Genomic DNA, 24,464 nt, shown 5'->3' on the forward strand with positions numbered 1-24,464 from the left:
GGGAGGGGGATCGCGCCCCAGGCGGAGGACCGGGGCCGGGGCGCCGCGGAACCGTAAGGACATGAGGATCAACGAAGGCACTGTACGGGCCGGAGCGGCATGGACGGCGGTGGCGGCGACCGGGCCGTACCTGGCGCTCAAACTCCTGTGGCTGACCGGGCATCCGGTGGGGTCGGGCGACCCCGCCGGGATGGACCGGCTGTGGCTGGTCAACCTGCTCACCTTCGGCATGGACGCGATCGCGGTGGCCCTGGCGCTGACCTTCGTACGGCCGTGGGGGCGGCGCGTGCGGGCCGGCCTGGTGGCGTTCCCGATGTGGGTCGCGACCGGGCTGCTCGGCACGATCCTGGTGGCGCTGCCGGTGGACCTGCTGACCGTCCTGGCGCTGGGGCCCGGGCCCGACAGCGGCCCGGGCGACGACCGGGGCCTCGCCGGCTGGGTGTTCGCCGTCGTGTACGGCGGGTTCGCGGTGCAGGGTCTCGCACTGATCACCGCCTTCGTTCTTTACGCCCGGCAGCGTTGGGCCGCGCTGCTGCGTGAGCGGATCGGCGACCTGCCGCACTCCCCCACCTTGGCCGTGCAGCGCGCCCTCGCCTGCGCTGCGGCGCTGCTCGCCGTCGGTGTCGCGGCAGCCCGGGCGTACTGGGCGGCGGGCGGCGCGGTCGGGGTGCCGATCGCGATGGCCCAGGAACGGGACCGGGGCGTGGCCGTGATGAACGGGGTGACCGCGCTGATGGCGGTGGCCGCGGTGACGGCGCTGCTGGTCCTGGTGTTCCGGTTCGGGCCGCGCCGGCGACTGCTCGGGCCCCTGCTGGTGGCGTGGACGGCGGCCGGCTCCCTGTTCGGCTGGGGCAGCTGGCAGCTGGTGGCCTTCGGCGCGGGGGCGTCCCGGGTGACGGACCTGCGGATGGCGGTGCCCGGGACGATGTCCCTGGTGCAGACGGCGCAGGTGGTGGCCGGGGTGCTCGTCCTGGCCGTCGGCGCGATCGCCCTGACCGAGCGGGCGGCGTACGCGGCCACCGGCACGGCCGCGGGCCCCGCCGTACCCACTGCGGGAACTACCGGGGCTACGGCCACCGGGCCTGCCGGGGCTGCTCGAACCGCCGCACCGGCCGACGCCCGGGCTGACGTACAGTCACCCGGGTGAACACGGGGGCGCGGCTGCGGCGTGCGGCGGAGGCGGTGGTCGGGCGGCGGGCCCGGCTGCGCTGGGTGCACCTGGTGCTGGGCGGCGCGCTGCTGATGCCGTACTGGCTGCTGTCGGTGGTGATGCTCGGCGCCCTCAACCGGGAGCAGACGCCCGCCGCCCAGGCGCTGCTGCAGTTCCTCTCGTTGTTCACCTCGCTGCCGATGGCCGCCGTCACGGCGCTGGTGCCGACGGTCCGCGGGCTGGAGGGCGCGGCGGCTCGGGCCCTGTGCTCGGCCGCGCGGCCGGAGGAGCTGGCCGCCGGACCGGCCCGCTCGTGGTCGGCCCGGTGGCGCACCGCGCTCTGGTTCGTGCTGCACCTCTTCTTCGGCGGGGTGGTCGCCGGGATGACGCTGGCCGGCGCGCCGTTCGCGATCGTGCTGATCTTCAGCTTCGGCGCGGCCCAGGACCTCATCCGCTTCTGGGAGGACCGTTTCCCCGACTGGGTGTTCACCGGCCCCACCCTCGGCCTCGCCATCCTGCTGCTGATCGTCCTCGTCAACGCCGGCTGCGGGGCGCTGCTCGCCCGCTGGGCGCCCGCCCTGCTCGGCCCGACCCCCGAGGAGCGGCTGGCCACCGCCGAACGCCGGGCCACCGTGCTCGCCCAGCGCAACCGGCTGGCCCGGGAGCTGCACGACTCGGTCGGACACGCGCTCAGCGCGGTCGGCATCCAGGCCTCCGCGGCCGCCCGGGTTCTGCGCACCGACCCGGACTTCGCCGCCGAGGCGCTGCAGGCGATCGAGGAGACCGCGCGGGCGGCCGTCTCCGAACTGGACACCGTGCTCGGCCTGCTGCGCGAGGAGGAGTCGGAGGCGGCCGGACCGGCCGGGCCCACCCTCGCCGGCCTGAACGACCTGCTGCGCCAGCTCGCCCGCACCGGGGTGGCGGTGGACGCCGAGCTGGCCCCGGGCCTGGCGGGGCTGCCCGCCGCGGTCTCCCGCGAGGCGTACCGGATCGTGCAGGAGGGCCTGACCAATGTGCTGCGCCACGCCGGGCCCGCCCCGGCCGGGCTGCGGGTCGGGCTGGCCGGGGACCGGCTGGAGATCGAACTGACCAACCCGCTGGGCGCCGCCCGCCCGAGCCGCCCCGGCGGCGGGCGCGGGCTGCGCGGCATCGGGGAGCGCGCGGCGGCCCTGCGCGGCGGCAGCACGGCCGGGCCGAGCGCGGACGGAACGACCTGGCGGCTGGCCGTGTGGCTGCCGGTGGAAGGGACCGCACGATGAGGGACACGGACACGGTGAGCAGCGGGGGCACGGTGAACAGCGGGGGCGCAGTGGGCAACGGGGACGCAGTGAGCAGCGACGGCAGCAGGGACAGCGGGGACAACGGCAAGGCCCGCCTCCGCGTGGTGATCGCGGACGACGAACGGCTGGTACGGATGGGCCTGCGGGTGGTGATCGACGCCGAGCCGGACCTCACCGTGGTCGGCGAGGCCGCCGACGGGGCCGAGGTCGTCCCGCTGGTGCGCGAGCTGCGGCCGGACGTCGTGCTGATGGACGTCCGGATGCCCGGCATCGACGGGATCCGGGCGACCGAGCAGTTGGTCGCCGGCATGGCCGAGCCACCGAGGATCCTGGTGGTCACCACGTTCGAGCACGACGACTACGTCTACGACGCGCTGCGCGCGGGCGCGGCCGGGTTCCTGCTGAAGCGGGCCCGGGCCGAGGAGATGGTGCAGGCGGTGCGGCTGGTCGCGCGCGGGGACTCGCTGCTCTTCCCGGCGGCCGTCCGTGAGCTAGCGCTGCGCCACGGCGCGGACCGGCGCCGGGCGGACGCGGCCGGTCGGGGGCCGGTCGGGCGGCTGACCGAGCGGGAGGGTCAGGTGCTGCGGCTGATGGCCACCGGGCTCAACAACGGCGAGATCGCCCGGCAGCTGGTGGTGAGCCCGGAGACGGTGAAGACGCACGTCGGCAGCGTGCTCGCCAAGCTGGGCGCGCGGGACCGCACCCAGGCGGTGATCGCGGCGTACGAGTCGGGGTTCGTGCTGCCGGGCTGAGGCCGCCGGAATCGCACGCGGGTTCCACGTCACGGGTACCAGCGAGTAGAGTGCGACCTTCCCCTCAGCCGTCCGATACCTCCCGTATCGCCTGGAACGAACTGGTGGCCGCATGACAGTCCGGACCCGCCCCGCGCTGTGGTGGCGCATGGGAATCGTGCTCTCGGCGGGCCTGGGCCTGTCCCTGGGGACCGCGCCGCTGGTGTACTTCACCGTGCAGAGCAATGTGATCGTGCTCGGCTACTTCATCGGCGCGGTGTACTGGATGACCAAGCGCGGCACCGTGGACGCGCCCGCGCCCCGGCTGCGCGGCGCCGCGACGCTGTACATCCTGATCACCGGGCTGGTCTCGCACGTCCTCCTGCAGCACGGCGCCAGCCCGCTGCCCGGGCTGGTCAGCGGGCCGGACCGGCTGGCGCACTGGTCGTCGTTCTTCCTGCACTACGTGACGCCGGTGATGGTGATCGCCGACTGGCTGGTGTTCAAGCCGCGCAACGCGGCGGCCTGGAAGGACATACCGCTCTGGCTGGCCTTCCCGCTTGGCTACGCGGCGATCGTGCTCACCCGCAACGCGCTGTTCGACGACTACCCGACGCCCTACCCGTACTTCTTCTTCGACCCGACCACCAAGGGCTACGGGTACGTCTGGGGCCAGATCGCCCAGCTGACCGTCGAGTTCGTGGTGCTCGCCGCACTCGTCGTCGGGCTGGACCGGCTCGGGACGCTGGTCGCGGGCAGGCTGCGGCCCGCGCCGCAGGCCTGACCCCGGGGGCGCGCCGGGCGGGAGTACCGGCCCACCCCCGCCCGGCGCCGGGCGCCCGCGAAACAGCCGCCGCGAGCCGCGAGCCGCTACATCGGTTCCACCGCCCGCAGTTCGCCGTCCAGCTCCAGCCACCTGGTCAGGCCCAGGCCGCGCAGGAACGGCAGGTCGTGGCTGACCACGATCAGCGCGCCCTGGTAGGCGGCCAGGGCCTGGGTGAGCTGGCGGACGCTGGCGAGGTCCAGGTTGTTGGTCGGCTCGTCGAGCAGCAGCAGCTGCGGCGGCGGGTCGGCCAGCAGCAGGGCGGCCAGCGCCGCCCGGAACCGCTCGCCGCCGGACAGGGTGCCGGCCGGCTGCTCGGCCCGGGCGCCGCGGAACAGGAAGCGGGCGAGCCGGGCGCGGATCGCGTTGTCGCCCGCGGCGGGGGCGAACAGCTTGACGTTCTCCACGACGCTGAGCTTGTCGTCCAGCAGGTCGAGCCGCTGCGGGAGGTACCGCAGCGGCACCGGGGTGGTGACCTCTCCTTCCAGCGGGGCGAGTTCGCCCGCGATGGTGCGCAGCAGGGTGGACTTGCCGGCGCCGTTGCGGCCGACCAGGGCGATCCGCTCGGCACCGCGCAGGTCGAGGTCGGCGGTGGTGCCGTAGGGCAGCCGGACCTTCTGCAGGGTGAGCACGGTGCGCCCGGCCGGGACGGCGGTGCGCGGCAGGTCGATCCGGATCTCGGCGTCGTCCCGGACGGCCTCCTCGGCCGCGCCGAGCCGCGCCTTGGCCTCCTCCAGCCGCTCGGTGTGCATGCCCTGGAGCCGCCCGGCGGTCTCCTGGCCCTTGCGTTTGAGCATCCCGGCGAAGATGTGCGGGTCGTTGCGGGTGACCGACCGCTTCTTGCCGTACGCGGCGCTGCGCTCCAGCCGGGAGCGGGCCTCGACCAAGTCCCGTTTCTGGCGCTGGACATCGGCCTCGGCGTTGCGCAGCAGCCGCTCGGCGGTCTCCTGCTGGGCGGCGAGGGTGCGCTCGTACGCGTCGAAGTTCCCGCCGTACCAGGTGACTTCGCCGTCCCGCAGGTCCGCGATCTGGTCGACGTGCCGGAGCAGTTCGCGGTCGTGGCTGACGATCAGCAGCACGCCGTGCCAGCCGGCCACCGTCTCGTAGAGCCGCTCCCGGGCGGCCCGGTCGAGGTTGTTGGTGGGCTCGTCGAGCAGCAGGACGTCGGGGCGGGCCATCAGCAGGGCGGCCAGCCGCAGCAGCACCGCCTCGCCGCCGGAGAGCTCGCCGGTGGTGCGGTCGAGGCCGAGGCGGTGCAGGCCGAGCCGGTCGAGGGTGGCGCGGGCGCGCTCCTCGACGTCCCAGTCGTCGCCGACGGCGTCGAAGTGGCGCTGGTCGGTGTCGCCGGACTCGATGGCGTGCAGGGCCTCGCGGGTGGCGCGGATGCCGAGCGCTTCGTCCACCCGCAGGGTCGTGTCGAGCGTCAGGCCCTGCGGCAGGTAGCCGAGTTCGCCGTCGACCCGGACGGTGCCGCCGGTGGGGGTGAGTTCGCCGGCGATCAGCCGCAGCAGGGTGGACTTGCCCGCGCCGTTGAGCCCGATCAGGCCGGTGCGGCCGGGGCCGACGGCGAGGTGGAAGCCCGCCAGGACGGGCTTGCCGTCCGGCCACTCGAAGGTGAGGTCGGTGCAGAGGACGGCGGTGGTGGGTTGTGCCATGAAGGGACTCCCGGGGTGGTTGCCGAAGGGGTGGTGAGCAACACGGGGAGACACCGCGGGTGCGGGACGGGGACGGCCGGAGGACAGGAAGGCGGCGGAATGACGCGCCACGGGGCCGTTACTGAGGTCGCACACTCTTGCACCGCGCGGCGGATCGGCCTGCGCGGAGGGGCGGTGTCCCGGGACCTCAGTAGAGCAACGGCCTTCTCCTTGCCTGGCTGACGAGTCTGGCTGACGACCCGGACAACGCTAGGGACGTCAACAGACGTGTGCAACCGGTTATTCGGGCCCGGCGGACCGGATCGCGCGCCCGGCGGATTGCGTCGCGCCCCCGGCGGATCACATCGCGCGCCCGGCGATCGGGCCGGGCCCTCGGGCCAAGTCGGGCCCGGCAAAGGCCCCGTGCGGATCCGGTGCCGATCCGGTGACGGCGCCGTCCGAGCCGGGGGTGGAGTCAAGGAGCCCTTTGTCCGCATGGCAGACTCCCACCTGCCATACCTGCGGCCCGGTAGGCCGTACCCGAGGAACGGACTGTATGGCGGTAGTAGTCAACAGGGGGATTTGAACGCATGTCACCGATATCCCGGCCGAGCCGTGCCGTCCTGGGCGCCTCCGTCGCCGCGTTGACCATGGTGGTCGCCACCGCGTGCGGCCCGGACAACAGCGACCCGTCCGGAGCCGCGACCGGCGCTCCCACCGTCGCGGCCAGCGCGAGCGCCTCCGGCAAGCCGGGCGCGGCGCCGATCAAGCTGCCGACCGTCGAAGAGCTGAAGACGTGGAAGCTCGACGACTGGGACAAGTGGGCCCAGGCGAACGTGGTCACCCCGGCGGTCAAGGGCTACTGGACCCTGCAGAAGCTGCTGAACGCCAAGCCGAAGCCGCTGCCGCAGGCGCCCGCCCAGGACCCGACGCAGGCGCCCGCGCAGCCCACCACCCAGCCGCCCGCCCAGCCGACCGGCGCGGCCCCGGCCCAGCCCACCGCCGCCCAGCCCCCGGCCGGCCCGGACCAGCTGCCCGCCATGGTGCCGGCGAAGCCGGTGGCACACCCGTTCCCGAAGAACATGCACGTCAACGGCAAGATCTTCTTCAAGGACGGCAACGAGGACTACGTGTGCTCCGGCACCGTCATCTCCGACCCCGAGCACCCGGGCAAGAGCAACCTGGTGTGGACCGCGAGCCACTGCCTGCACGGCGGCAAGGGCAACAAGTACTACACCGACATCACCTTCGCCCCGGCCTTCAACAGCAACGGCGTGCTGAGCGGCGCCGGCCGGCAGCAGGCCAAGGTGGAGGACGCCGAGCCGTACGGCGAGTGGGGCGCGACCGCCGGCATGGTTTCGCCGCAGTGGACCGGCGAGGCCGACCCGGAGAAGGGCGGCCCCTGGAGCCAGTACGACTTCGGCATCATCAAGGTGGCCAACCCCGACGGCAGCGCCAAGTCGCTGGAGGAGACCGTCGGCGGCTCCGTCCCGCTCTGGTTCAACGCCCCGCGTGACCAGCTCGCCGCGGTCAGCAACTACGGCTTCCCGGAGGGCAAGCCCTTCGACGGCGCCGAGCTGGAGCACTGCGACGGCGGCAAGCCGTCCAAGAAGACCGGCGACCCGAGCCGCCCGGCGATGCTGCTGATCGGCTGCAACATGACCGGCGGCAGCAGCGGCGGCGGCTGGTACGCGACCAAGGACGGCAAGCCCGCCCTGGTCAGCGACACCTCCATCGGCAACGGTGCGAACACCTACGAGGCCGGTCCGTACCTGGAGGACGTGGCCCAGCACATGTTCGACTACTTCGCGAAGAAGGCCAAGTGACCCGCTGAGCGGTGATCCCGGCCCGGGGGCGGCGGCTGCCACAGCCACTGCCCCCGGGCCGTTCGCGTCTGCGCCGCCGTCCCGTTTTTCCGCCACCGGGCCCGCTCCTCCTACAATCGGGCTCATCATGAGCGCGACACTCGTAGTCAAGGACCTCAGCGCCGGCCACGGCGAACGCACCCTCTTCTCCGGGCTGGACCTGGTGGTCGCCCCCGGCGACGTGATCGGCCTGGTCGGCGTGAACGGCGCCGGCAAGTCGACCCTGTTGCGGCTGCTGGCGGGCCTCGACACCCCGGAGGGCGGCTCGCTGCGGCTGAGCCCGGCCAGTGCCAACGTCGGACACCTGCCACAGGAGCCGGAGCGGCGCGAGGGCGAGTCCGTGCGCGGGTTCCTGGCCCGCCGCACCGGCGTGGCGGCCGCGCAGGCCGCCCTGGACGACGCCACCGAGGGCCTGGTCGAGGGCCGGGCGGGCGCCGACGACGCGTACGCGGCGGGCCTGGACCGCTGGCTCGACCTCGGCGGCGCCGATCTGGAGGAGCGCGCCGAGGAGGTCGCCGACTCGCTCGGGCTGAAGGTCTCACTCGACCTGCCGATGACCGCGCTCTCCGGCGGCCAGGCCGCCCGGGCCGGCCTCGCCTCGCTGCTGCTCTCCCGCTACGACCTCTTCCTGCTCGACGAGCCCACCAACGACCTCGACCTGGACGGCCTGGAGCGGCTGGAGGCCTTCGTCAAGGGCCTGCGCGTCGGCACCGTGCTGATCAGCCACGACCGCGAGTTCCTGGCCCGCACCGTGAGCAAGGTGCTGGAGCTGGACCTGCACCAGCAGCAGGTCAACCTGTACGGCGGCGGCTACGACGCGTACCTGGAGGAGCGCGCCGTGGCCCGTCGGCACGCCCGTGAGGAGTTCGAGGACTACGCCGACACCAAGGCCTCGCTGGAGGCCCGAGCCCGGATGCAGCGCGGCTGGATGGAGCACGGCGTGCGCAACGCCCGCCGCAAGTCCTCCGACAACGACAAGATCGGCCGCGCCATGCGCTCCGAGTCCACCGAGAAGCAGGCCTCCAAGGCCCGCCAGACCCAGCGGATGATCGAGCGGCTGGACGTGGTCGAGGAGCCGCGCAAGGAGTGGGAGCTGCGGATGGAGATCGCCACCGCGCCGCGCTCCGGCTCGGTGGTCGCCACCCTGCGCGGGGCCGTCGTCCGCCGGGGCGACTTCACCCTCGGCCCGGTGGACCTGCAGATCGACTGGGCCGACCGGATCGCCATCACCGGCGCCAACGGCGCGGGCAAGTCCACGCTGCTGGCCGCGCTGCTCGGCCGACTCGAACTCGACGGCGGCAACGCCTCGTTGGGCTCCGGCGTGGTGGTCGGCGAGGTCGACCAGGCGCGCGGGCACATCTTCAAGAACGAGCACAGCCTGCGCGGCGAGCCCCTGGCGGAGGCCTTCGCCGCCGCCGTGCCGGAGCTCACGCCGGAGGACGTGCGCACCCTGCTGGCCAAGTTCGGCCTCAAGGCGGTGCACGTGAAGCGCCCCGCCGCCACCCTCTCCCCCGGCGAGCGCACCCGGGCCGCGCTGGCGCTGCTGCAGGCCCGCGGGGTCAACCTGCTGGTGCTGGACGAGCCGACCAACCACCTGGACCTGCCCGCGATCGAGCAGTTGGAGTCCGCGCTCGGCTCGTACACCGGCACGCTGCTGCTGGTCACCCACGACCGGCGGATGCTGGACACCGTCGCGGTGAACCGGCGGATCGAGGTCCGGGACGGGCGGGCGCACGAGCTGTAGCCGACCGCGCCGGCCGGCTCCCCCAACCACCGGTCCCTCCCGGAATTGGTCTCGACCTCTTCCCGGAGGGAAGCCGTCATGTGCTGTGTGTCCGCCATGGTTGACAGTGCAGATAGCGCCGTGGATTCCGGGGGTGGTCGACTGGGCGGTGCGGACCGCGAGCACCGCGCCCAGCGGCGCGCACGTCCAGCCCTGGCGGTTCGTAGTGATCACCGACCCGGAGCGCAAGCGGCGGCTGCGCGAGGCGGCGGAGGCCGAGGAGCGCGAGTTCTACGGCCACCGGGCGTCCCAGGAGTGGCTGGCCGCGCTCGCGCCGATCGGCACCGACTGGCGCAAGCCCTTCCTGGAGGACGCGCCCGCCGTAGGACTGCCCCGGCCGGGGAAGCGCGGCCGGGGCGTCAGGTACTGAGGATCCTCGCCTTCTGGGCGGCGAACTCCTCCTCGGTCAGCACTCCCTGTTCCTTGAGGGCGGCGCCAGGACGTCCTGGACCGGGATCCTCCCGCTGGCGACCAGCTGGGCGCCGGCACGGCGCAGGGCTGCCGCCAGCGGAGCGGCCCAGAGGTTTTCGTAGACGAGGACGGCGGCCGAGCTGCCGGGTTCCAGGGCCTTCGCGGCCTCACTGAGATCGTCGTTGCCCAGCAGGCCCGAGGAGGCCCCTTCGAACACTGCGAGGTCGAGCTGCCCGTCGCCGGTGAGATCGGCGACCTCCGGCACGGCCAGGGTGCCGTCCGCTTCCTTCTTGACGAAGGTCAGGTCCAGAATCCGGATGATGCGCCGTTCGACCAGGTCCAGCAGCAGCGGCATGCCCTCTCCGGTCAGGTGGGTGCCGGGGAACTCGACGATCAGATAGTCGATCGGACCGGTTTCGTTCAGTTCGTCATCGGTGGCATTGCTCATGGCAGCTCCTCGGAGCGGGTCGGAGGGTGATGCGCGAGGGGACCGTCGTGGCGTGTTCCAGCGTGTGGTGGAAGCCCGTCGTCCGCGACCGCGGACCGGGTGGGATGTGCGCCTTCGGGGGGACTCACGGCACCTCTCCGGGGCGTTTGCCGAGTGAGGTGGCCGCCGGACCGCCGCTCTCGCCAGTCCGGGTGGCGGGCAGGCGGCGGGTGAAGGGAAAGCCCGCCAAGGTGATTCCGGCGGCGGCCAGAATGGCCACCTTCAGACCGTTGAGCTGGGCGGTCCGGTACGCCGTGACCACCGCGTCCGCCTCCTGCGGCGGGATCGGGGTGGCGGCGAGGGCGGCTGCGGCCTGGTCGGCCGGCACGAAGTTGAGCCCTGCCTCGACCTGGATCCCGGCCTGCTGGCGGACCGCGTCCGAGACCGCCGGGTCCTTCGCCAACGCGGCGGTGAAAGCGCCCGCCAGGGCCCCGATCAGGATGGCGCCGATCAGCGCCGTGCCGAGCGACGAGCCGAGGTTCTGGGCGGTGTACTGCAGCCCGCCGACCTCGCTGCGTTCGGATTCACCGACACTCGACTGCACGACGTTGCCCAGCTGGGAGGCGAACAGGCCCATGCCGAGCCCGAGCAGCGCCATCGCCAGGGCGAAGGACAGGTCGTTGAGGGCGGGCTCGATGGTGCCGAGCAGCCACAGGGTCGCGGCGAGCAGCACCAGCAGGCCGATCCGGACCACCGTCCGCGGGGACGCGAACCTGCCCAGCACAGGACCGCTCATCGCCGCCACGAGCATGGTGATCGACACAGGCAGTAGCCGCAGCCCGGTTTGGAAGGCGTCCAGGCCCTGCACCACCTGAAGGTAGAGCGGAATGGCGAAGAACAGACCCAGCAGGATCATGTTCTGGCTGAACAGCATGAGCAGACCGGAGCGCAGACTCGGGATGCCGAACAGACCGAACCGCACCAGTGGATCTGCCCGGCGTGCCTCCCAGAGGCGGAAGAGGTAGAGGAGGGCGAGGCCGAGCGCGATGACGAAGACCGTGGGTGCGAACCCGAACACCGTGAACGGGGGGTTGCGCGGATGCAGCCACCCCCAGGAACTGCTCTGCAGGACGGCCAATACCACGAGGGCCAGCCCGGCGACCGACAGCACCACACCGCCCAGGTCGAGCCGTGGGCGGTGCTCGGGCGCCGGCTGCGGGGGGATCCAGCGCATCAGCGCGAGGATGACCACCACGAGCACGGCCTCGCCGGCGAACACCAGGCGCCAGGTCAGGTACGTGGTCACCCACCCTCCGAGCAGCGGGCCCACGGCGATCCCCGCGCCGGCGAGACCGCCGATGACTCCGTAGGCGATCGCGCGGTCCCGGCCCTGGTAGGTGCCCGCCACCAGGGCGGCGAGGGCCGGGAGGACCAGGGCGGCCCCGAGACCCTCGATGACGGACCAGCCGAGCGCCAGCACTCCCAGTGTGGGGGCGACGGCGGTGAGGGTGGAGCCCACCCCGTAGACGACGAGTCCGACGGCGAACACACGGCGGCGCCCGAACATGTCGCCGAGCTTCCCGCCGGTGATCATGAAGGCGGCCATGACCAGCGTGTAGAGGGTGATGACGGCCTGGATCGCCGTCACCTCGGTGTCGAAGTCGATGACCAGCTGGCTGATCGACACGTTCATCACCGAGGCGTCCAGCACCATGAGGAACTGTGCCATCCCGAGGATGCACAGCACTTTCCACCGATTCACCGGACCTCCAGGAGGGTTCACACGCCGGCTCGGGCGTCGATCCGGCCGTCGCTGATCGCGGTGGTGAGCGCGGCGTGGTCGCCACGGGTCCGTTCGGCGTACGCCATGGCGAAGTCGGCGACGGCGCGGTCGAAGACGTCACCGGAGCCGAGGTACGCGGCGATCGCGACGCGGTCCCCGGAGCGGGCGTGCCCGCCGGCGAGGGTGCGGCCGCACAGGTCGGCGTACCGCTCCAGCAGGGGCCGCGGCATGCCCTCGATGACGGCGGAGCCCTTCATGTCGCGCAGTTGCCGCCAGTAGAAGTCGCGACCCGCCGGGCCGGTGGCCCAGCCCAGGAAGATGTCGCCGACGGCCTGGAGCCTGCGCTGCCCGGCGACCACCCGTTGACCCTGGTGCCGGTGGCGGCTGGGTGCGAGATGCGGTTCCAGCACCGACCGCTCCGCCTCCTTCACCTGGAGGAAGAGCGGCTCGCCGGTGTTGCGCCCACGGAACAGGCCGATGTAGCAGCGGGTGCCCACGCTGCCCACGCCGACCACCTTGCGGGCGGCGTCGACCAACTCGAAACGGTCGAGCAGCGCTGCGCGCTCCTCCGGCAGGGTGTCGCGGTAGTCCCGGAGGACCTGCTGGAGGCCGGGCAGGTCCTGCGGGTCCGCCGGTTCCAGCAGCGGCGGATCGCGGATGATGCGGGGTTCGCCGTCCGGACCGTGCTCGGTGAGCTTGGCCAGGGCCTGCAGGCTGGTGCGCCCGCGGGCCTTCCGCAGCGTGGCCTCGACGCGCGCGCGATGCTTCGGCTTCTGGATCAGCGGCAGCAGGTCGGCGGTGTCCACCCGTTCGTACCAGACGTCGAGTTCCCCGAGACCGGCGAGCCGTCGCATGGCCAGCCGGTACGCCCGGGCGGAGGCCAGCGCCACGGTCCGCGCGGACGTGTCGGACTCCCGGTTCTCGTACGCGGCGACGGCGACACTGGCGGCCAGCCGTTTGACGTCCCACTCGAAGGGGCCCGGCAGGGCCTCGTCGAAGTCGTTGAGATCGAACACCAGGGCTCGCTCGGGCGAGGCGAAGAGACCGAAGTTGGACAGGTGCGCGTCCCCGCAGAGCTGGACCGCCAGGCCGGTGTTCGGGGCGGCGGCGAGGTCCGCGGCCATGATCGCGGGCGCGCCGCGCAGAAAGGAGAAGTGGGAGGCCGCCATCCGGCCGTACCGGATCGGCAGCAGCTCCGGAACGCGGGAGACGGCCTGCTGTTCGAGGATGGCAACGGGGTCGGACCGGCCCGGTGCCGGGGCCCAGCGCCCGTGGGCCGAGCGCGGCACGCGTTGACGGGCCTGCTTCCCTGCGGCGATCGAGTCGGAGGTCGTCGGTTCCACCTGGCCAGTGTCACCGCGCCCGGATCAGGCGGCCGTCTCAGGCGGCCGTTCGAGTGTGCGAGCAGCAGGCCGGGTCACCAGCCACGTGCTCCCGGCGCTGCGGTCATGCCCGTACCTGCTGCTGCCGCGGGTACGTGGCCTGCCTGGCGCTCTCGATGACGCGCGCGCGAGGCCGTGGGCGGTCGCGCCGGTCAGGATGAACAGGGCACTGAGGAGGATCCATCCGTCCCTTTCGTCGATGCTGAGACCGGCCGCGGGCGCGGGCCGGTCCGGCCCGGGTGCGTACTGCGGAGCAGGGCGCGTCGTGTCCTTGGCGATCGCGACGAGGCCTGACAGCGCGTGCCTGACCGTGGCAACGACGAGTACCGAGGATCCGAGCACGATCCAGCCGACGCGTCCCATCACCGGGCCCGGGCGCGATGACGGGACGTGATACCTGGTGGTGGACGCCGGGCATGCGTCTCACCTCCTCTGCTGAGTGCGATGGGGACGATCCCTCCCTTACGACGTTCGCAGAACGCCGCCGGTCACTCCGCTCTCCCTCCCGGCCGGGTGCCGGCACCCGGCCGCCGCTGCGGCTCGTCACGGGTGTGAGCAATCCGGATCGCGTCCGTCCAAGAGTGGGCGACGAACCGGCGTAGGGCATCACGTACGGACCGCTGTTCGGCGCAAACGGCCGTGGGGCTCCGCCTCTCATGGGCGCTCCGGCGCGGTGGTCAATGTCTTCCCGGACCCGGTCGGCTCGCCGCCGTACCTAGCCCGGACGGCTCACCTCAGGATGCCGGTCACCGAGCTCTACGGGGCAATGGTGGTCGGTGGCGCCACGGCCGCGCGAAGTGCTGGGAGTCCCGATGAACGAGCCGCCAGGGCCTCCGTCCCCACCGGGAAGGGGCGATGCGCCGGGCGGCGGCCCGCCCTCCGGGGCCAAGCGCCGCTCCCAGGCGGGTCGGATCGTCGGGAGCACCGTCTCGGCCGTGCTGATCACGTTGACCTGCGTTCTGGTGCCGGTCTCGCTGCTCACCGTCTGGGTGCACGACATCGCGCTGGACACCGACAGGTACGTCGCCACAATGGCGCCTCTGGCGACGAATCCGGCGATCCAGGACGCCGCGGTCAGCCGGATCGCGCACGCGGCGGACGCGCGGGTGGACGGCCCGGCGGTCGCCTCCGACCTCGCCGCCTGGCTGCAATCGCAGGGACTGCCACCGAGGGCCGCCTCGGCGGTCAAGGCGCTCGGGCCCAAAATCGATGACGCGGTGGACCAGGTGGTCACCAGGGCGGCGACCGAGATCGTGCACAGCGCCACCTTTGACACCGTGTGGACGCAGGCCAACCGCTCCGCGCACGCGGCTGTCGTCCAGGCCCTCACCGGGCACGGCCGGGGCGCGGTCGAGGTCAGCGACGGCACCGTCACCCTCGACGTCGGGACGGCCGTCGACCGGCTGAAGGACGAGCTGGTGGCCAAGGGACTCTCCCCGGCCGAGAAGATCCCGGACGTGAACAAGCAGCTGGTGCTGTTCCAGTCCGACAAGCTGGCGAAGATCCGCGGGGCCGCGCACGCACTCGACGTGGTCGGCAACTGGATGCCCGTCCTGACCGTACTGCTCGGCGCGATCGGCGTCCTACTGGCGCGGCGCAAGCGCCGGGCCCTGGTGTCCACGGCCCTCGGCGCGGCCGGCGCCTGCCTGCTGGTGGCCATCGTCCTGGTGACCGCCCGCCGCTACCACCTCGACCACCTGACTCCCGCCGTGCAGTCCCCGGCCGCCGCCGCGGCGGTCTTCGACACGCTGTTGCACTTCCTGCGGATCAGCCTGCGCACCGCGATCGTCCTCTGCGTCGTGGTGGCGCTCGGCGCCTACCTCTCCGGCGCGGGACGACTGCCGCGCGCCGTCCGCGGCCGGGCGGACCGCGCGGCGGACTCCGCCGCCCACTGGGGCGACGCGCACGGGGTGCACACCGGAAGGGCCGGCACCTGGACCGACTCCCACCGCCGCCGGATCGTCCTCGCGGTGGTGCTGATCCTGGCCCTGTTGTTCGCCCTGTGGAACCACCCGACCGTGCTGACCGTGCTGCTGCTCGTCCTGGTGCTCCTCGTGGTGCTCGCCGTCCTGGCACTGCTCGCCGCCTCCGGACGGGTCGTCACCCGCAACCGCTCCGGTGAGTGACATCGGGCAGACGGGGGCCTCAGTGTGCTCCTCCACGGGGTCTGCGCCGTGGCGCTCTCGGACCACAATTCGGCTGGACAGCGGTCGTCCCGCGATCGGGTGAGCCGTGTTCTCGTGCGCTGAGCCCAGCTGATGACCCAGCCGCTACACGGCGACCTCGACAGCGCCCGGTCCGCGGACGAGGGCCTCCCCGGCCGGCCACGGAGCCGACGACCTTTCGTCATCGAAGGAGATCGCAGCTGTTCGGCCGAATCCGGCCCGGACACCGGCCGCCGTGCCCACCGGCGTGGCTGCCAGCAACACAGAGCGCGCCGCTGCGGTCTGCAGCAGTCTCAGCGCCAGCTCGTACAGGCCCGGGTCAGGCGGGTCCGACGAGCCCGGAGTGACCCGCGTCCCCGGCGTCCAGACAGACGTCCACCAGGTCGTCCAGCCCGGCACGGTGAAGCAGGAGCGTGCCGCGTCGGCTGGTGGAGACCGCCGCCGTACGGATACCGGCGGTACGCAAGGCGCACAGCAACTGGACGGCGCCGGTGCGCGGCGGTGCGCCCCGGGAGTTCAGGAGTTCCTCGAAGCGCTGGTCCTGGTGGCGGACCAGCAAGCGCAGCAGGTCTTCCCCCGACGGGCCGAGGTGCTGGACGGCCAGGTCGGCGATCAGCGGGTACCGCTCGTCCACGTCGTCGAGCATGCCACACCGGCCCCTCCGGAATTGGTCTCGACCTCTTCCCGGAGGGGCCGTCATGTGCTGTGCTGTCCGCCATGGTTGACAGTGCAGACAGCGCCGTGGCGGGGACGTCCCACCCGACCGTCCCGCTCACCCCCATGACGGTGCCCGCCCACGAGGCCGAGGCCCGCAGCAGGTCCTTCCACGACGTGATGGCCCAGCGCCGGACCGTCCGCGACTACTCCACCCGCCCGATCCCGGACGGGGTGCTCGACTGGGCGGTGCGGACCGCGAGCACCGCGCCCAGCGGCGCGCACGTCCAGCCCTGGCGGTTCGTGGTGATCACCGACCCGGAGCGCAAGCGGCGGCTGCGCGAGGCGGCGGAGGCCGAGGAGCGCGAGTTCTACGGCCACCGGGCGTCCCAGGAGTGGCTGGCCGCGCTGGCGCCGATCGGCACCGACTGGCGCAAGCCCTTCCTGGAGGACGCGCCCGCCGTGATCGTCGTGTTCGAGGTGCACAAGGGGCCCGGCTCGCCGCGCCCCTACTACACCAAGGAGTCGGTGGGGATCGCGGTCGGGCTGCTGCTGGCCTCGCTGCACCAGGCCGGACTGGCCACGCTCACCCACACGCCGAGCCCGATGAGGTTCCTCAACGAGGTGTGCGACCGCCCGCCGGAGGAGCGCGCGGCGTACGTGATCCCGGTCGGCTACCCGGCCGAGGGGGCGCGCGTGCCGGATCTGCGGCGCAAGGAGCTCGACGAGGTGATGGTCCGGCTCTGACGCTCCGGTGGGAGACCGGACGCGCCCGCCGTCGGAGGGGCCCGGATGGTGACGGGTCCGGGCCGCGGACATAATCGCCGCCATGAGCCAAGCACAGCCACGCTCCTGCGGCCCGGCCCCGGCCCGCGGGGCGCGGACGGCGGTCGAGGTGACCCCCGGGCGGCCGCCCGAACTGCTGCGGCTGCCCGGCGGCCTCCGGCTGCGCCGCCGGGGCAGCACCGACACGGCGGCGCTGAACCGGGCCGTCCGCGCCAACCTGGACCACCTGCGGCCCTGGCTGGAGTGGGCCTCCGAGGCCCCCACCCGGGCGCAGACCGCCCAGCTGACCCGGGCCGGCTCCGCCGCCTGGGAGGCCGGCACCGACTTCATGTACCTGGCCGGCCTGGACGCCGAACCTGGCGGCGTGATCGGCGCCTTCGGCCTGCACGGGCGGATCGGCCCGGGCGCGCTGGAGCTCGGCTACTGGGTCGCCGCCGGACACGTCGGCCGCGGCATCGCCACCACCGCCACCGGTGCGCTGACCGAGGCCGCGCTGGCACTGCCCGGGATCACCCGGGTGGAGATCCGCTGCGACCGGGCGAACGCCGCCAGCGCGGCCGTCCCGCGCAGGCTCGGCTACCGGCTGGACCGGATCACCGAGGCCGCCGTCCGGGCACCGGCCGAGACCGGACGGCAGCTGGTGTGGGTCAAGGAACGGCCCTCGGCCGACCGGGGATCCGCCAGCGGGACCGCCCGGGCCTGGGACGCGGGGTCGGGCTAGTAGCGACCGCCCGTCGGCACCGGCAGCGCGTCCAGTTCGGCGAGGTCGGCCGCCGAGAGCTCGACCTCGGCCGCCCCCACGTTGTCCGCCAGGTAGCGCGGCGTCCTGGTGCCCGGGATCGGGAAGACGTACCGGCCCTGCGCCAGCACCCAGGCCAGTGCCACCTGCGCGGCCGTGGCGCCGATCCGCTCGGCCACCTCCCGGACCTTCGCGACCAGCGCCAGGTTCGCCTTGAGCGCGTCCTGCTGGAAGCGCGGCAGGCGGCGGCGGAAGTCGTCGGCGGGCAGCTCGTCGAAGGAGGAGATGCTGCCGGTCAGGAAGCCCCGGCCGAGCGGCGAGAACGGCAGGAGGGCGATGCCCTGGTCCTCGGTGTAGGGCAGGACCTCGGCCAGCGCGTCCCGGGTCCACAGGGACAGCTCGTTCTGGACGGAGGCCACCGGGTGCACCGACTGCGCCCGCTTGATCTCCTCGACGGTCACCTCGGAGAGGCCGATGTGCCGGACCTTGCCCGCCGCGACGAGTTCGGCGAACGCGCCCCAGGTCTCCTCGATCGGCACGTCCGGGTCGACCCGGTGCAGCTGGTAGAGGTCGACGTGGTCGGTGCCCAGGCGGCGCAGGCTCTCGTCGATCGAGCGCCGCACGTGCTCGGGGCGGCCGTCGCGCTCCTGCTGGCCCCCGCCGCCGGGGACGATGCCCACCTTGGTGGCCAGGAAGGCGCGTTCCCGGTACGGGCCGGCCAGCGCGGCGCCGACGACCTCCTCGTTGGTGTACGGGCCGTACATGTCGGCGGTGTCGATCAGGCCGACGCCGAGGTCGAGCGCCTGGCGGATCACCTGGACGGAGTTGGCGTCGTCCCGCCCGCCCATGTCGTAGGCCCAGGTCATGCCCATGCAGCCGAGGCCGATGACGCCGAGCTCCGGGCCGTTGGTACCGAACGAGGCCTTGCGCATGACGGTGCTCCCATCGTGGTTTCCGGGGTGGTGCGTGATCAACGCGTTCAGCATCCCTCTTGGAGTGCACTCGAGGTCAAGTCCGGTCCGTCCGGCCGGATCCAGTCCCGGAAGCCGCCGTCCAGGACCAGCGCGGCGAGCGCCGCGTACCCGCCGGCGCCCGGGTGTGCGCCGTCCCCCGCCACGGCCTCGGCCACCCAGACCGGATCGGCGGCCAGCGCCTCGGTGACGTCCACGAACGCGACGCCGGACGCGGCGCAGAGCGCGGCCGTCGCGGGGGCGAGCCTGCGCAACCGTGCCAGGTGCGCCGCTCCCCCGCCGACCACCGGCGGCGGGCCGACCACCAGCACGCCGAGGCCGCGTTCGCGGGCGCCGTCGAGCAGGGCGGCGAGATTGGCCAGGGTGTCCTCGTGCGCGACGCGCGGTGCGCCGGCCTCCTCCACCGCGTCGTTGGCGCCGACGGAGAGCACCAGCCGGTTGTCCGCGCCGGGCACGGTCCGCGCGCCGATCTCGGGCCAGGAGCGGTGCAGCGCCTGCGCCGAGGTGTCGCGCCGGACGCCGAGGTTGAAGGCGGTGGCGTCCGGTGCGGCGGCCTGCAGCACCCGGCCGGCCCAGCCGCGGAACTCCGGGTCGCCGAAGCCCTGGACGAAGGAGTCGCCGAGGAAGCAGATCCGGGGGCCGTCGAAGGTGACGTGTCTGGTCATCGGCCCACCGTAGGGGCGCAGGCGGGGCGCGCGCTTCCGATTTCACCACCGGGCCCGGCGGCCCGGCCGTAACCCCTCGATGGTGGGCCGCGGCGCCGCCTTAACCCTCTCTAAAACCTGTCCCCGGTGAGGTCTCCGGTGCCGGGAAGTGCTTGACGTGCACAGCTGGTCTAGTCCAGTTTGATGCTCAGCACCGCGCTCCCCCACCGGACCACCCCAGGCCGCCGCCCACCCCGCGTGCCCCCTCGCGGCGCGGGCGGCCTCCACGTCCCGAGAGGCACCCCCATGCCCAGCGCGCCCCAGCACGCCCCCACGCACCACCGCCCCACCGGCCGCACCACTCTGCTGAGCCTCGCCACCGCCACCGCGCTGGCCGCGGGCGGCCTGGCCGTCCTCGCCGGCAACGCCGGGGCCGCCGACGGCAACCTGCTCGCCAACGGCGGCCTGGAGAGCGGCGCACTCAGCCCCTGGAGCTGTTCCGACGGCACCGGCAGCATCGTCAACTCCGGTGCGCACAGCGGGACGTACGCCCTCAAGGGAGCGGTGAGCGCGAGCGACACCGCGCAGTGCGGCCAGACCGTCAGCGTCCAGCCCGGCACCACGTACAGCCTGAGCGGCTGGGTCCAGGGCCAGTACGTCTACCTCGGCGTGACCGGCAGCGGCGTCACCGACCCGGCCGCCTGGACGCCCGGCGGCGCCACCTGGCAGCAGTTGTCCACCAGTTTCACCACCGGCCCGGCCACCACGAGCGTCACCGTGTACGTGCACGGCTGGTACGGACAGGGCGGCTACCTCGCCGACGACATCACGCTGACCGGCCCCGGCGGCGGCAACCCGACCATCCCGCCGCCGACTTCCGGCACACCGACCGCGACGCCAACCGGTACGCCTACCGCGACGCCCACCGGCAGCCCGAGCACCCCGCCGCCGAACGTCGCCCTCCCCGTCGCCCCGTACATCGACATGGGCGCCTGGCCCACCCCGTCGATGCCCGACATGGCCAAGGCCGGGAACCTCAAGGGCTACACCATGGGCTTCGTCACCGGCGTCGGCTGCAAGGCCAGCTGGTTCAACGCCTACGACCCGCGCACCGGTTGGGCCAAGGACCAGGTCGACGCGCTGCGCGCGGCCGGCGGCGACGTCAAGGTCTCCTTCGGCGGCGCCAGCGGCACCGAACTCGCCGCCGCCTGCACCTCGGTGGACTCGCTGTTCGCCGAGTACGACGCTGTGGTGAAGGCCTACGACCTGCGCTACGTCGACTTCGACGTCGAGGGCGCGGCCATCGCCGACACCGCCGCCAACGACCGCCGCTCCGCCGCGCTCGCCAGGCTGCAGCAGGCCCACCCCGGCCTCAGGGTCTCCTTCACCCTGCCCGTGCTGCCCGAGGGCCTGACCGCCGAGGGCGTCGCGATCGTCAAGTCCGCCCGCGACGCCGGGGTCGCCACCGACCTGGTCAACGTCATGGCGATGGACTACTACCGCAGCGGGACGGACTACGGCAACGCCGCCGTCCAGGCCGCCCAGTCGCTGTTCGGCCAGCTCAAGGCGCTCTACCCGGCGAAGACCGACGCCCGGCTGTGGGCCATGGTCGGCGTCACCCCGATGATCGGCGAGAACGACGACCACCAGGTCTACGACCAGGCCGCGGCCCGGCAGCTGGTGACCTTCGCCACGCAGAACCACCTCGGCCTGCTCGCCTTCTGGGACGCCACCCGCGACGCCAACGCCTGCACCGGCGGCTCACTCTCCAAGTGCACCAACATCCCGCAGCAGCCGTACGAGTTCGCGAAGCTCTTCGCCCGGTACGCGGGCTGAGCCACGGCGTTCCCGGGGTGCCGGTGAGCCCGAAGGCCGCCGGCACCCCGACGAAATTGGCATCTCATCGCATCGGACCGTCGACTACTCTCCGTCCCACCTGTACGGCACGAGGGAGCGGACATGACGGTCCTCGCCGAACTCATGCAGACCTTCACCGCCGGCCGCCGCACCGCCCTGCGCGAACTCCTCTCCCGGGGGCGCGAACGCGGCGAACTGGCCGGGGACGCCGACCTGGACCTGATCGTGGACCAGGTCTACGGCGTCTTCTGGTACCGCTTCCTGCTCGGACACGGCCCGCTGGACCCGGCCACGGCGGAACGGCTCGCCGACACCCTGATCACGGGAAACGGGGCCGACTAGGGCGAGCTGACGGATCGCCAGCCTCTCGTTCTGCCCTGCTCTAACCCTGCTCGAAGACCTCGATGTCCTCCAGCACCGAAATGGTCACCACCACGTCCAGCGGGTCTCCCCAGTCGACATGGAGCAGGAACTCGACACCGCCGGCCTCCACGCCGGCCAGCCCGTGCGGGCCGATGTTCGTCACGTAGACATTTGCGTCGCCGAGAAGGGGACGCCCGAGGGTTTTGGGTCCGCCACCGAGTCCGCCGAACTCGGGCGCGAATTGTGCCGCGGTGACGACCACCGCGGAGTCCAGGTTGATAACGCCATCCCAGTTCCAATTCTTTCGAATTGTTCCCTGTTGGCCGCGGTAAAGGATGCGGAGCGAGCGAGCCATGATGAACTCCTCTCGTGAACTCCCCCTACTTTCATGGTGCGCAGGCGTTCCGAATGCCGCAACCTGCAACTGTGAGTGACATGCACTGGGGAACCGGGCAAGAAGTGCGCCCGGCCGACTTTCCATTTTTCTTCCGGTTCACGGGCTCGCGGTCGGCCGCACCCGCCAGAATTCCGACGGATTCAGCTTTTACGGGTCTCGGCCAGCAGGCAGACGTACGAGCGGTCCTCGTGCCGCGGATGCGGCTGCTCCAGCCGCGTCGTGACGGTGAAGCCGGCTGCGTCCAGCAACTCGGCGAGGCGGGCCGCCGGGACCAGGTACGAGGCGTACGACACCGGGTGGCCGTACCCCTGGGTGGGGTGCAGCCGGGCGTCGCCCGCGTGTCCGCCGAGGAGGAGGTGGCCGCCGGGCGCGAGGAGGCGGTGGAACTCGGCGAACAGTGCGGGCAGTTGCCCGGGCGGCGTGTGGTGGACGGAGTACCAGGCGAGGATGCCGCCGAGGGCGCCGTCGGGGAGGTCCATGGCGGCCATCGAGCCGTGCAGGAAGCGCAGTCGGGGGTAGGCCCCGCGGGCGAGCGCGACCATCTCGCCCGACACGTCCACGCCGAAGGCCGACAGTCCCAGGCCGTCCAGGTACGCCGTCACCCGCCCCGGCCCGCAGCCGAGGTCGGCGACGTCGCCACCGCCCGATTCCCGTACCAGCTCGGCGAAGGCGGCGAGCATCGCCCGGGACGGCGGGTCCATGGCCTCCGGCGGGACGACGAGGCGGACGTAGTCGGCGGCGACGGCGTCGTACGACTCGCGGACGGCGGCGAGGTGGGCGGGTTCGGTCACCGTGCGGCCTCGGCGGCCTTGACTGCCTTGGCGGCGTTGGCGGCGCGCTCGGCGAACACCTTCTCCCGCCGGTCGGCGGTCTGCTTCATCATCCGCCGGCGGTCGCGGGCGGAGAGCCGGTCGAGGTACAGCCCGCCGTTCAGGTGGTCGGTCTCGTGCTGGAGGCAGCGGGCGAAGTAGCCGGTGCCCTCGACGGTGACGGGGTTGCCGTGCTGGTCGACGCCGCGCACCACGGTACGGGCGGGGCGGGCGAGCCGGGTGTTCGCGCCGGGTACGGAGAGGCAGCCTTCGGTGTCCTCGATCAGCGGGCGGCCGGGCTCCTGTTCCTCGACCACCGGGTTGAGCAGGTGGCCGGTGTGCCGGCCGCCGTCGTCGTCGAGGCAGTCGTAGACGAACAGGCGCAGGTCCACGTCAACTTGGTTGGCGGCGAGGCCGCAGCCGTCGGCGACGGCCATGGTGACGAACATGTCGTCGATGAGCCGGGCCAGGCGCTCGCCGCCGAAGTCCTCGTCGGTCGCCGTGCGGCAGGTGCGGCGCAGGATCTCCTCCCCCACCTCGGTGATCCGCAGGACGGTCGGGGGTTCGCGCAGGTCGGACACGGGCGCTCCTTCGAGGGGGTGGGCTTGCCGTCGACTTTGCAAAGTAGCAGACTTTGCAAAGTGACCGAACACCTCGTCAGATCCGGCTCCCTCCCCGAGCACGCCGTCCGCACCGCGCTGCTGGAACTGCTCACCGAGCACGGCACCGTCACGTCCACGGAGGCCGCCGCCCGGCTCGGCCTCAGCTCGGGCCTGTGCTCCTTCCACCTGCGACAGCTGGCCCGCCACGGGCTGATCGAGGAAGCCCCGGCCACCGACGGGCGGGCCCGGCCGTGGCGGCTGCCACGGACGCAACTCCCCGTCGCCGCAGACGGGTTCGGCGAGCTGGCCCGAGGGCTGGAGGACGAGAGCTACCAGCACTGGCTGGCCCGGCGCGGCGAGGCCCCGGCGGACTGGCGGCGGGACGAGGCGTTCAGCGAGGTCGTCTACCTCACGCCCGAGGAACTGGCCGCCGTCGGCGAGGCCGTCCGGCAGGTGCTCGCCCGGTACCGCGGCCGCGAGGCCGATCCGGCCGCCCGGCCCGCCAGGGCCCGCCCGGTCGCGGCGGTCACCCGGCTCTTCCCGCTGCTCGACCGGTGACGCCCGCCGCCGGGTGCCGGCGGTAGGCGGCAGCCGGCGGCGAAGGCCAGGAATGCCGACGGCCAGGGACGGTTGATCAGGCCACCCGGGCTCGGACCCGGGCCCGCAGCGCCCGCGCCGCCGGTCCGGCCGACAGGCCCACCGCCGCCCCCAGGACGATGCCCTGCGCCCCGTCCCAGACGTCCTGCACGTCGCAGGCCCGCCCGATCACCGGCAGCGCGTAGTGCACGGCCGACACCGTGAACGGCAGGGCCGCCGCCGCGAGCAGCGCCACCGCCGCCCGCCGCCGGGTGCCGGCGAGCGCGGCCGCGAAGCCCACCGGGGCGTAGGTCGCCAGCTTGAGCTCGATGTGCCGCACGTGCAGCAGTTCGTACGGCGACCGGGGCCGCCCGCCCTCGACGGTGCAGTGCCGGACGGCGTCCTCCGAGAGCCGCAACGCCTCCGGCAGCAGCGTCGCCACGACGACCCCGCCGAGTCCGAGCAGCAGGACGAAGCCCACCGCCCAGTGGGCCCGCAGCAGCCGCCCCACCGGCCGGTTCAGCAGAGCCGCGGGCACCAGCGAGAGCAGCAGCCCGGGCCAGAACATCGGCATCCCGCCGAGCACCGCACTGATCACGCCTCAACGGACGCCCCGGACGCCCGCCCGGTTC

The 24,464-nt window shown here is 73.1% G+C and carries 24 protein-coding genes and 1 pseudogene; 13 read left to right on the forward strand and 12 right to left on the reverse strand.

Translation table 11 applies throughout. From position 1 onward, the window contains the following. The first annotated feature begins 61 nt into the window (after positions 1-61). From AC0B61_RS23185 to AC0B61_RS23200, 4 genes are all read left to right on the forward strand, one after another. Complete coding sequence (locus AC0B61_RS23185; protein ID WP_471742636.1) at positions 62-1,147, forward strand: hypothetical protein; 1,086 nt, start codon at positions 62-64, stop codon at positions 1,145-1,147. After that, positions 1,144-2,409, forward strand: a complete 1,266-nt coding sequence (locus AC0B61_RS23190; protein ID WP_471742637.1) for a sensor histidine kinase — start codon at positions 1,144-1,146, stop codon at positions 2,407-2,409. The genes AC0B61_RS23185 and AC0B61_RS23190 overlap by 4 nt, the downstream gene beginning before the upstream one ends. After that, positions 2,406-3,182 carry a response regulator transcription factor gene (locus tag AC0B61_RS23195; protein WP_471742638.1) on the forward strand — a complete coding sequence of 259 codons (777 nt, stop codon included), beginning with the start codon at positions 2,406-2,408 and terminating at the stop codon, positions 3,180-3,182. Before AC0B61_RS23190 ends, AC0B61_RS23195 begins: the two co-directional genes overlap by 4 nt. Positions 3,183-3,294: 112 nt before the next feature. Beyond that, positions 3,295-3,945 carry a Pr6Pr family membrane protein gene (locus AC0B61_RS23200; protein WP_471742639.1) on the forward strand — a complete coding sequence of 217 codons (651 nt, stop codon included), beginning with the start codon at positions 3,295-3,297 and terminating at the stop codon, positions 3,943-3,945. A gap of 86 nt (positions 3,946-4,031) precedes the next feature. Here AC0B61_RS23200 and AC0B61_RS23205 read toward each other — a convergent pair whose 3' ends face one another. Next, positions 4,032-5,639 (reverse strand): ABC-F family ATP-binding cassette domain-containing protein, encoded by a 1,608-nt coding sequence (locus AC0B61_RS23205; RefSeq protein ID WP_471742640.1) that lies wholly within the window; start codon positions 5,637-5,639, stop codon positions 4,032-4,034. Positions 5,640-6,208: 569 nt separating this feature from the next. Here AC0B61_RS23205 and AC0B61_RS23210 point away from each other — a divergent pair. The 3 genes and pseudogenes from AC0B61_RS23210 to AC0B61_RS23220 form a co-directional block, all read left to right on the forward strand. After that, positions 6,209-7,444 (forward strand): trypsin-like serine peptidase, encoded by a 1,236-nt coding sequence (locus tag AC0B61_RS23210; protein WP_471742641.1) that lies wholly within the window; start codon positions 6,209-6,211, stop codon positions 7,442-7,444. Between the two features lie 127 nt (positions 7,445-7,571). Next, on the forward strand, positions 7,572-9,227 hold the full coding sequence (locus AC0B61_RS23215) for an ABC-F family ATP-binding cassette domain-containing protein (protein WP_471742642.1): 1,656 nt from the start codon (positions 7,572-7,574) through the stop codon (positions 9,225-9,227). Positions 9,228-9,357: 130 nt separating this feature from the next. Beyond that, positions 9,358-9,606: pseudogene (locus AC0B61_RS23220) on the forward strand (nitroreductase family protein); the annotation flags it as partial. Positions 9,607-9,625: 19 nt separating this feature from the next. Here AC0B61_RS23220 and AC0B61_RS23225 read toward each other — a convergent pair. The 4 genes from AC0B61_RS23225 to AC0B61_RS23240 all read right to left on the reverse strand — a co-directional run bounded on the left by AC0B61_RS23225 (position 9,626) and on the right by AC0B61_RS23240 (position 13,230). Then, complete coding sequence (locus tag AC0B61_RS23225; RefSeq protein ID WP_471742774.1) at positions 9,626-9,679, reverse strand: hypothetical protein; 54 nt, start codon at positions 9,677-9,679, stop codon at positions 9,626-9,628. Then, positions 9,673-10,125 carry a DUF6325 family protein gene (locus tag AC0B61_RS23230; RefSeq protein WP_471742643.1) on the reverse strand — a complete coding sequence of 151 codons (453 nt, stop codon included), beginning with the start codon at positions 10,123-10,125 and terminating at the stop codon, positions 9,673-9,675. The genes AC0B61_RS23225 and AC0B61_RS23230 overlap by 7 nt, the downstream gene beginning before the upstream one ends. 124 nt (positions 10,126-10,249) lie before the next feature. Next, complete coding sequence (locus AC0B61_RS23235) at positions 10,250-11,866, reverse strand: MFS transporter (protein WP_471742644.1); 1,617 nt, start codon at positions 11,864-11,866, stop codon at positions 10,250-10,252. 17 nt (positions 11,867-11,883) lie between these two features. After that, a complete protein-coding gene (locus AC0B61_RS23240; RefSeq protein ID WP_471742645.1) occupies positions 11,884-13,230 on the reverse strand; it encodes a DUF2252 domain-containing protein in 1,347 nt (448 codons plus the stop codon). Positions 13,231-14,204: 974 nt separating this feature from the next. Here AC0B61_RS23240 and AC0B61_RS23245 point away from each other — a divergent pair. Beyond that, the gene (locus AC0B61_RS23245) at positions 14,205-15,395 is read left to right on the forward strand and encodes a hypothetical protein (RefSeq protein WP_471742646.1); all 1,191 of its coding nucleotides are present in this window, start codon (positions 14,205-14,207) and stop codon (positions 15,393-15,395) included. A gap of 358 nt (positions 15,396-15,753) precedes the next feature. On the opposite strand, the gene AC0B61_RS23250 is transcribed toward AC0B61_RS23245, so the two are convergent. Continuing rightward, positions 15,754-16,080, reverse strand: coding sequence for an HAD family hydrolase (locus tag AC0B61_RS23250; RefSeq protein ID WP_471742647.1), 327 nt, complete (start codon positions 16,078-16,080; stop codon positions 15,754-15,756). Between the two features lie 71 nt (positions 16,081-16,151). On the opposite strand from AC0B61_RS23250, the gene AC0B61_RS23255 reads away from it, so the two are divergent. Both AC0B61_RS23255 and AC0B61_RS23260 read left to right on the forward strand, forming a co-directional pair. Beyond that, positions 16,152-16,835 (forward strand): nitroreductase family protein, encoded by a 684-nt coding sequence (locus tag AC0B61_RS23255; protein WP_471742648.1) that lies wholly within the window; start codon positions 16,152-16,154, stop codon positions 16,833-16,835. A gap of 82 nt (positions 16,836-16,917) precedes the next feature. Further along, complete coding sequence (locus AC0B61_RS23260; protein WP_471742649.1) at positions 16,918-17,595, forward strand: GNAT family N-acetyltransferase; 678 nt, start codon at positions 16,918-16,920, stop codon at positions 17,593-17,595. Here the strand turns inward: AC0B61_RS23260 and AC0B61_RS23265 are convergent. Both AC0B61_RS23265 and AC0B61_RS23270 read right to left on the reverse strand, forming a co-directional pair. Next, on the reverse strand, positions 17,592-18,545 hold the full coding sequence (locus AC0B61_RS23265) for an aldo/keto reductase (protein WP_471742650.1): 954 nt from the start codon (positions 18,543-18,545) through the stop codon (positions 17,592-17,594). The two genes, AC0B61_RS23260 and AC0B61_RS23265, sit on opposite strands and share 4 nt — an antisense overlap. A 47-nt stretch (positions 18,546-18,592) precedes the next feature. Next, positions 18,593-19,249 carry a GDSL-type esterase/lipase family protein gene (locus AC0B61_RS23270; RefSeq protein WP_471742651.1) on the reverse strand — a complete coding sequence of 219 codons (657 nt, stop codon included), beginning with the start codon at positions 19,247-19,249 and terminating at the stop codon, positions 18,593-18,595. A gap of 285 nt (positions 19,250-19,534) precedes the next feature. On the opposite strand from AC0B61_RS23270, the gene AC0B61_RS23275 reads away from it, so the two are divergent. Further along, positions 19,535-21,064, forward strand: coding sequence for a carbohydrate binding domain-containing protein (locus tag AC0B61_RS23275; RefSeq protein WP_471742652.1), 1,530 nt, complete (start codon positions 19,535-19,537; stop codon positions 21,062-21,064). 66 nt (positions 21,065-21,130) lie between these two features. Then, positions 21,131-21,427: a TetR-like C-terminal domain-containing protein gene (locus tag AC0B61_RS23280; RefSeq protein WP_471742775.1), complete on the forward strand. Its 297-nt coding sequence runs from the start codon at positions 21,131-21,133 to the stop codon at positions 21,425-21,427. 40 nt (positions 21,428-21,467) lie between these two features. On the opposite strand, the gene AC0B61_RS23285 is transcribed toward AC0B61_RS23280, so the two are convergent. The 3 genes from AC0B61_RS23285 to def all read right to left on the reverse strand — a co-directional run bounded on the left by AC0B61_RS23285 (position 21,468) and on the right by def (position 23,235). After that, on the reverse strand, positions 21,468-21,803 hold the full coding sequence (locus tag AC0B61_RS23285; protein WP_471742653.1) for a hypothetical protein: 336 nt from the start codon (positions 21,801-21,803) through the stop codon (positions 21,468-21,470). A gap of 182 nt (positions 21,804-21,985) precedes the next feature. Further along, a complete protein-coding gene (locus tag AC0B61_RS23290; protein ID WP_471742654.1) occupies positions 21,986-22,636 on the reverse strand; it encodes a class I SAM-dependent methyltransferase in 651 nt (216 codons plus the stop codon). Next, entirely contained in the window at positions 22,633-23,235 is a 603-nt protein-coding gene (gene def / locus AC0B61_RS23295; protein WP_471742655.1) for a peptide deformylase, read from the reverse strand. The genes AC0B61_RS23290 and def overlap by 4 nt, the downstream gene beginning before the upstream one ends. A gap of 60 nt (positions 23,236-23,295) precedes the next feature. Between def and AC0B61_RS23300 the strand changes: the two genes are divergently transcribed. Continuing rightward, entirely contained in the window at positions 23,296-23,814 is a 519-nt protein-coding gene (locus AC0B61_RS23300; protein ID WP_471742656.1) for a helix-turn-helix domain-containing protein, read from the forward strand. A gap of 76 nt (positions 23,815-23,890) precedes the next feature. Here the strand turns inward: AC0B61_RS23300 and AC0B61_RS23305 are convergent, their stop codons facing one another. Beyond that, entirely contained in the window at positions 23,891-24,430 is a 540-nt protein-coding gene (locus AC0B61_RS23305; RefSeq protein WP_471742657.1) for a hypothetical protein, read from the reverse strand. Between the last annotated feature and the right edge of the window lie 34 nt (positions 24,431-24,464).

The sequence above is a fragment of the Kitasatospora sp. NPDC023385 genome (assembly GCF_055664045.1).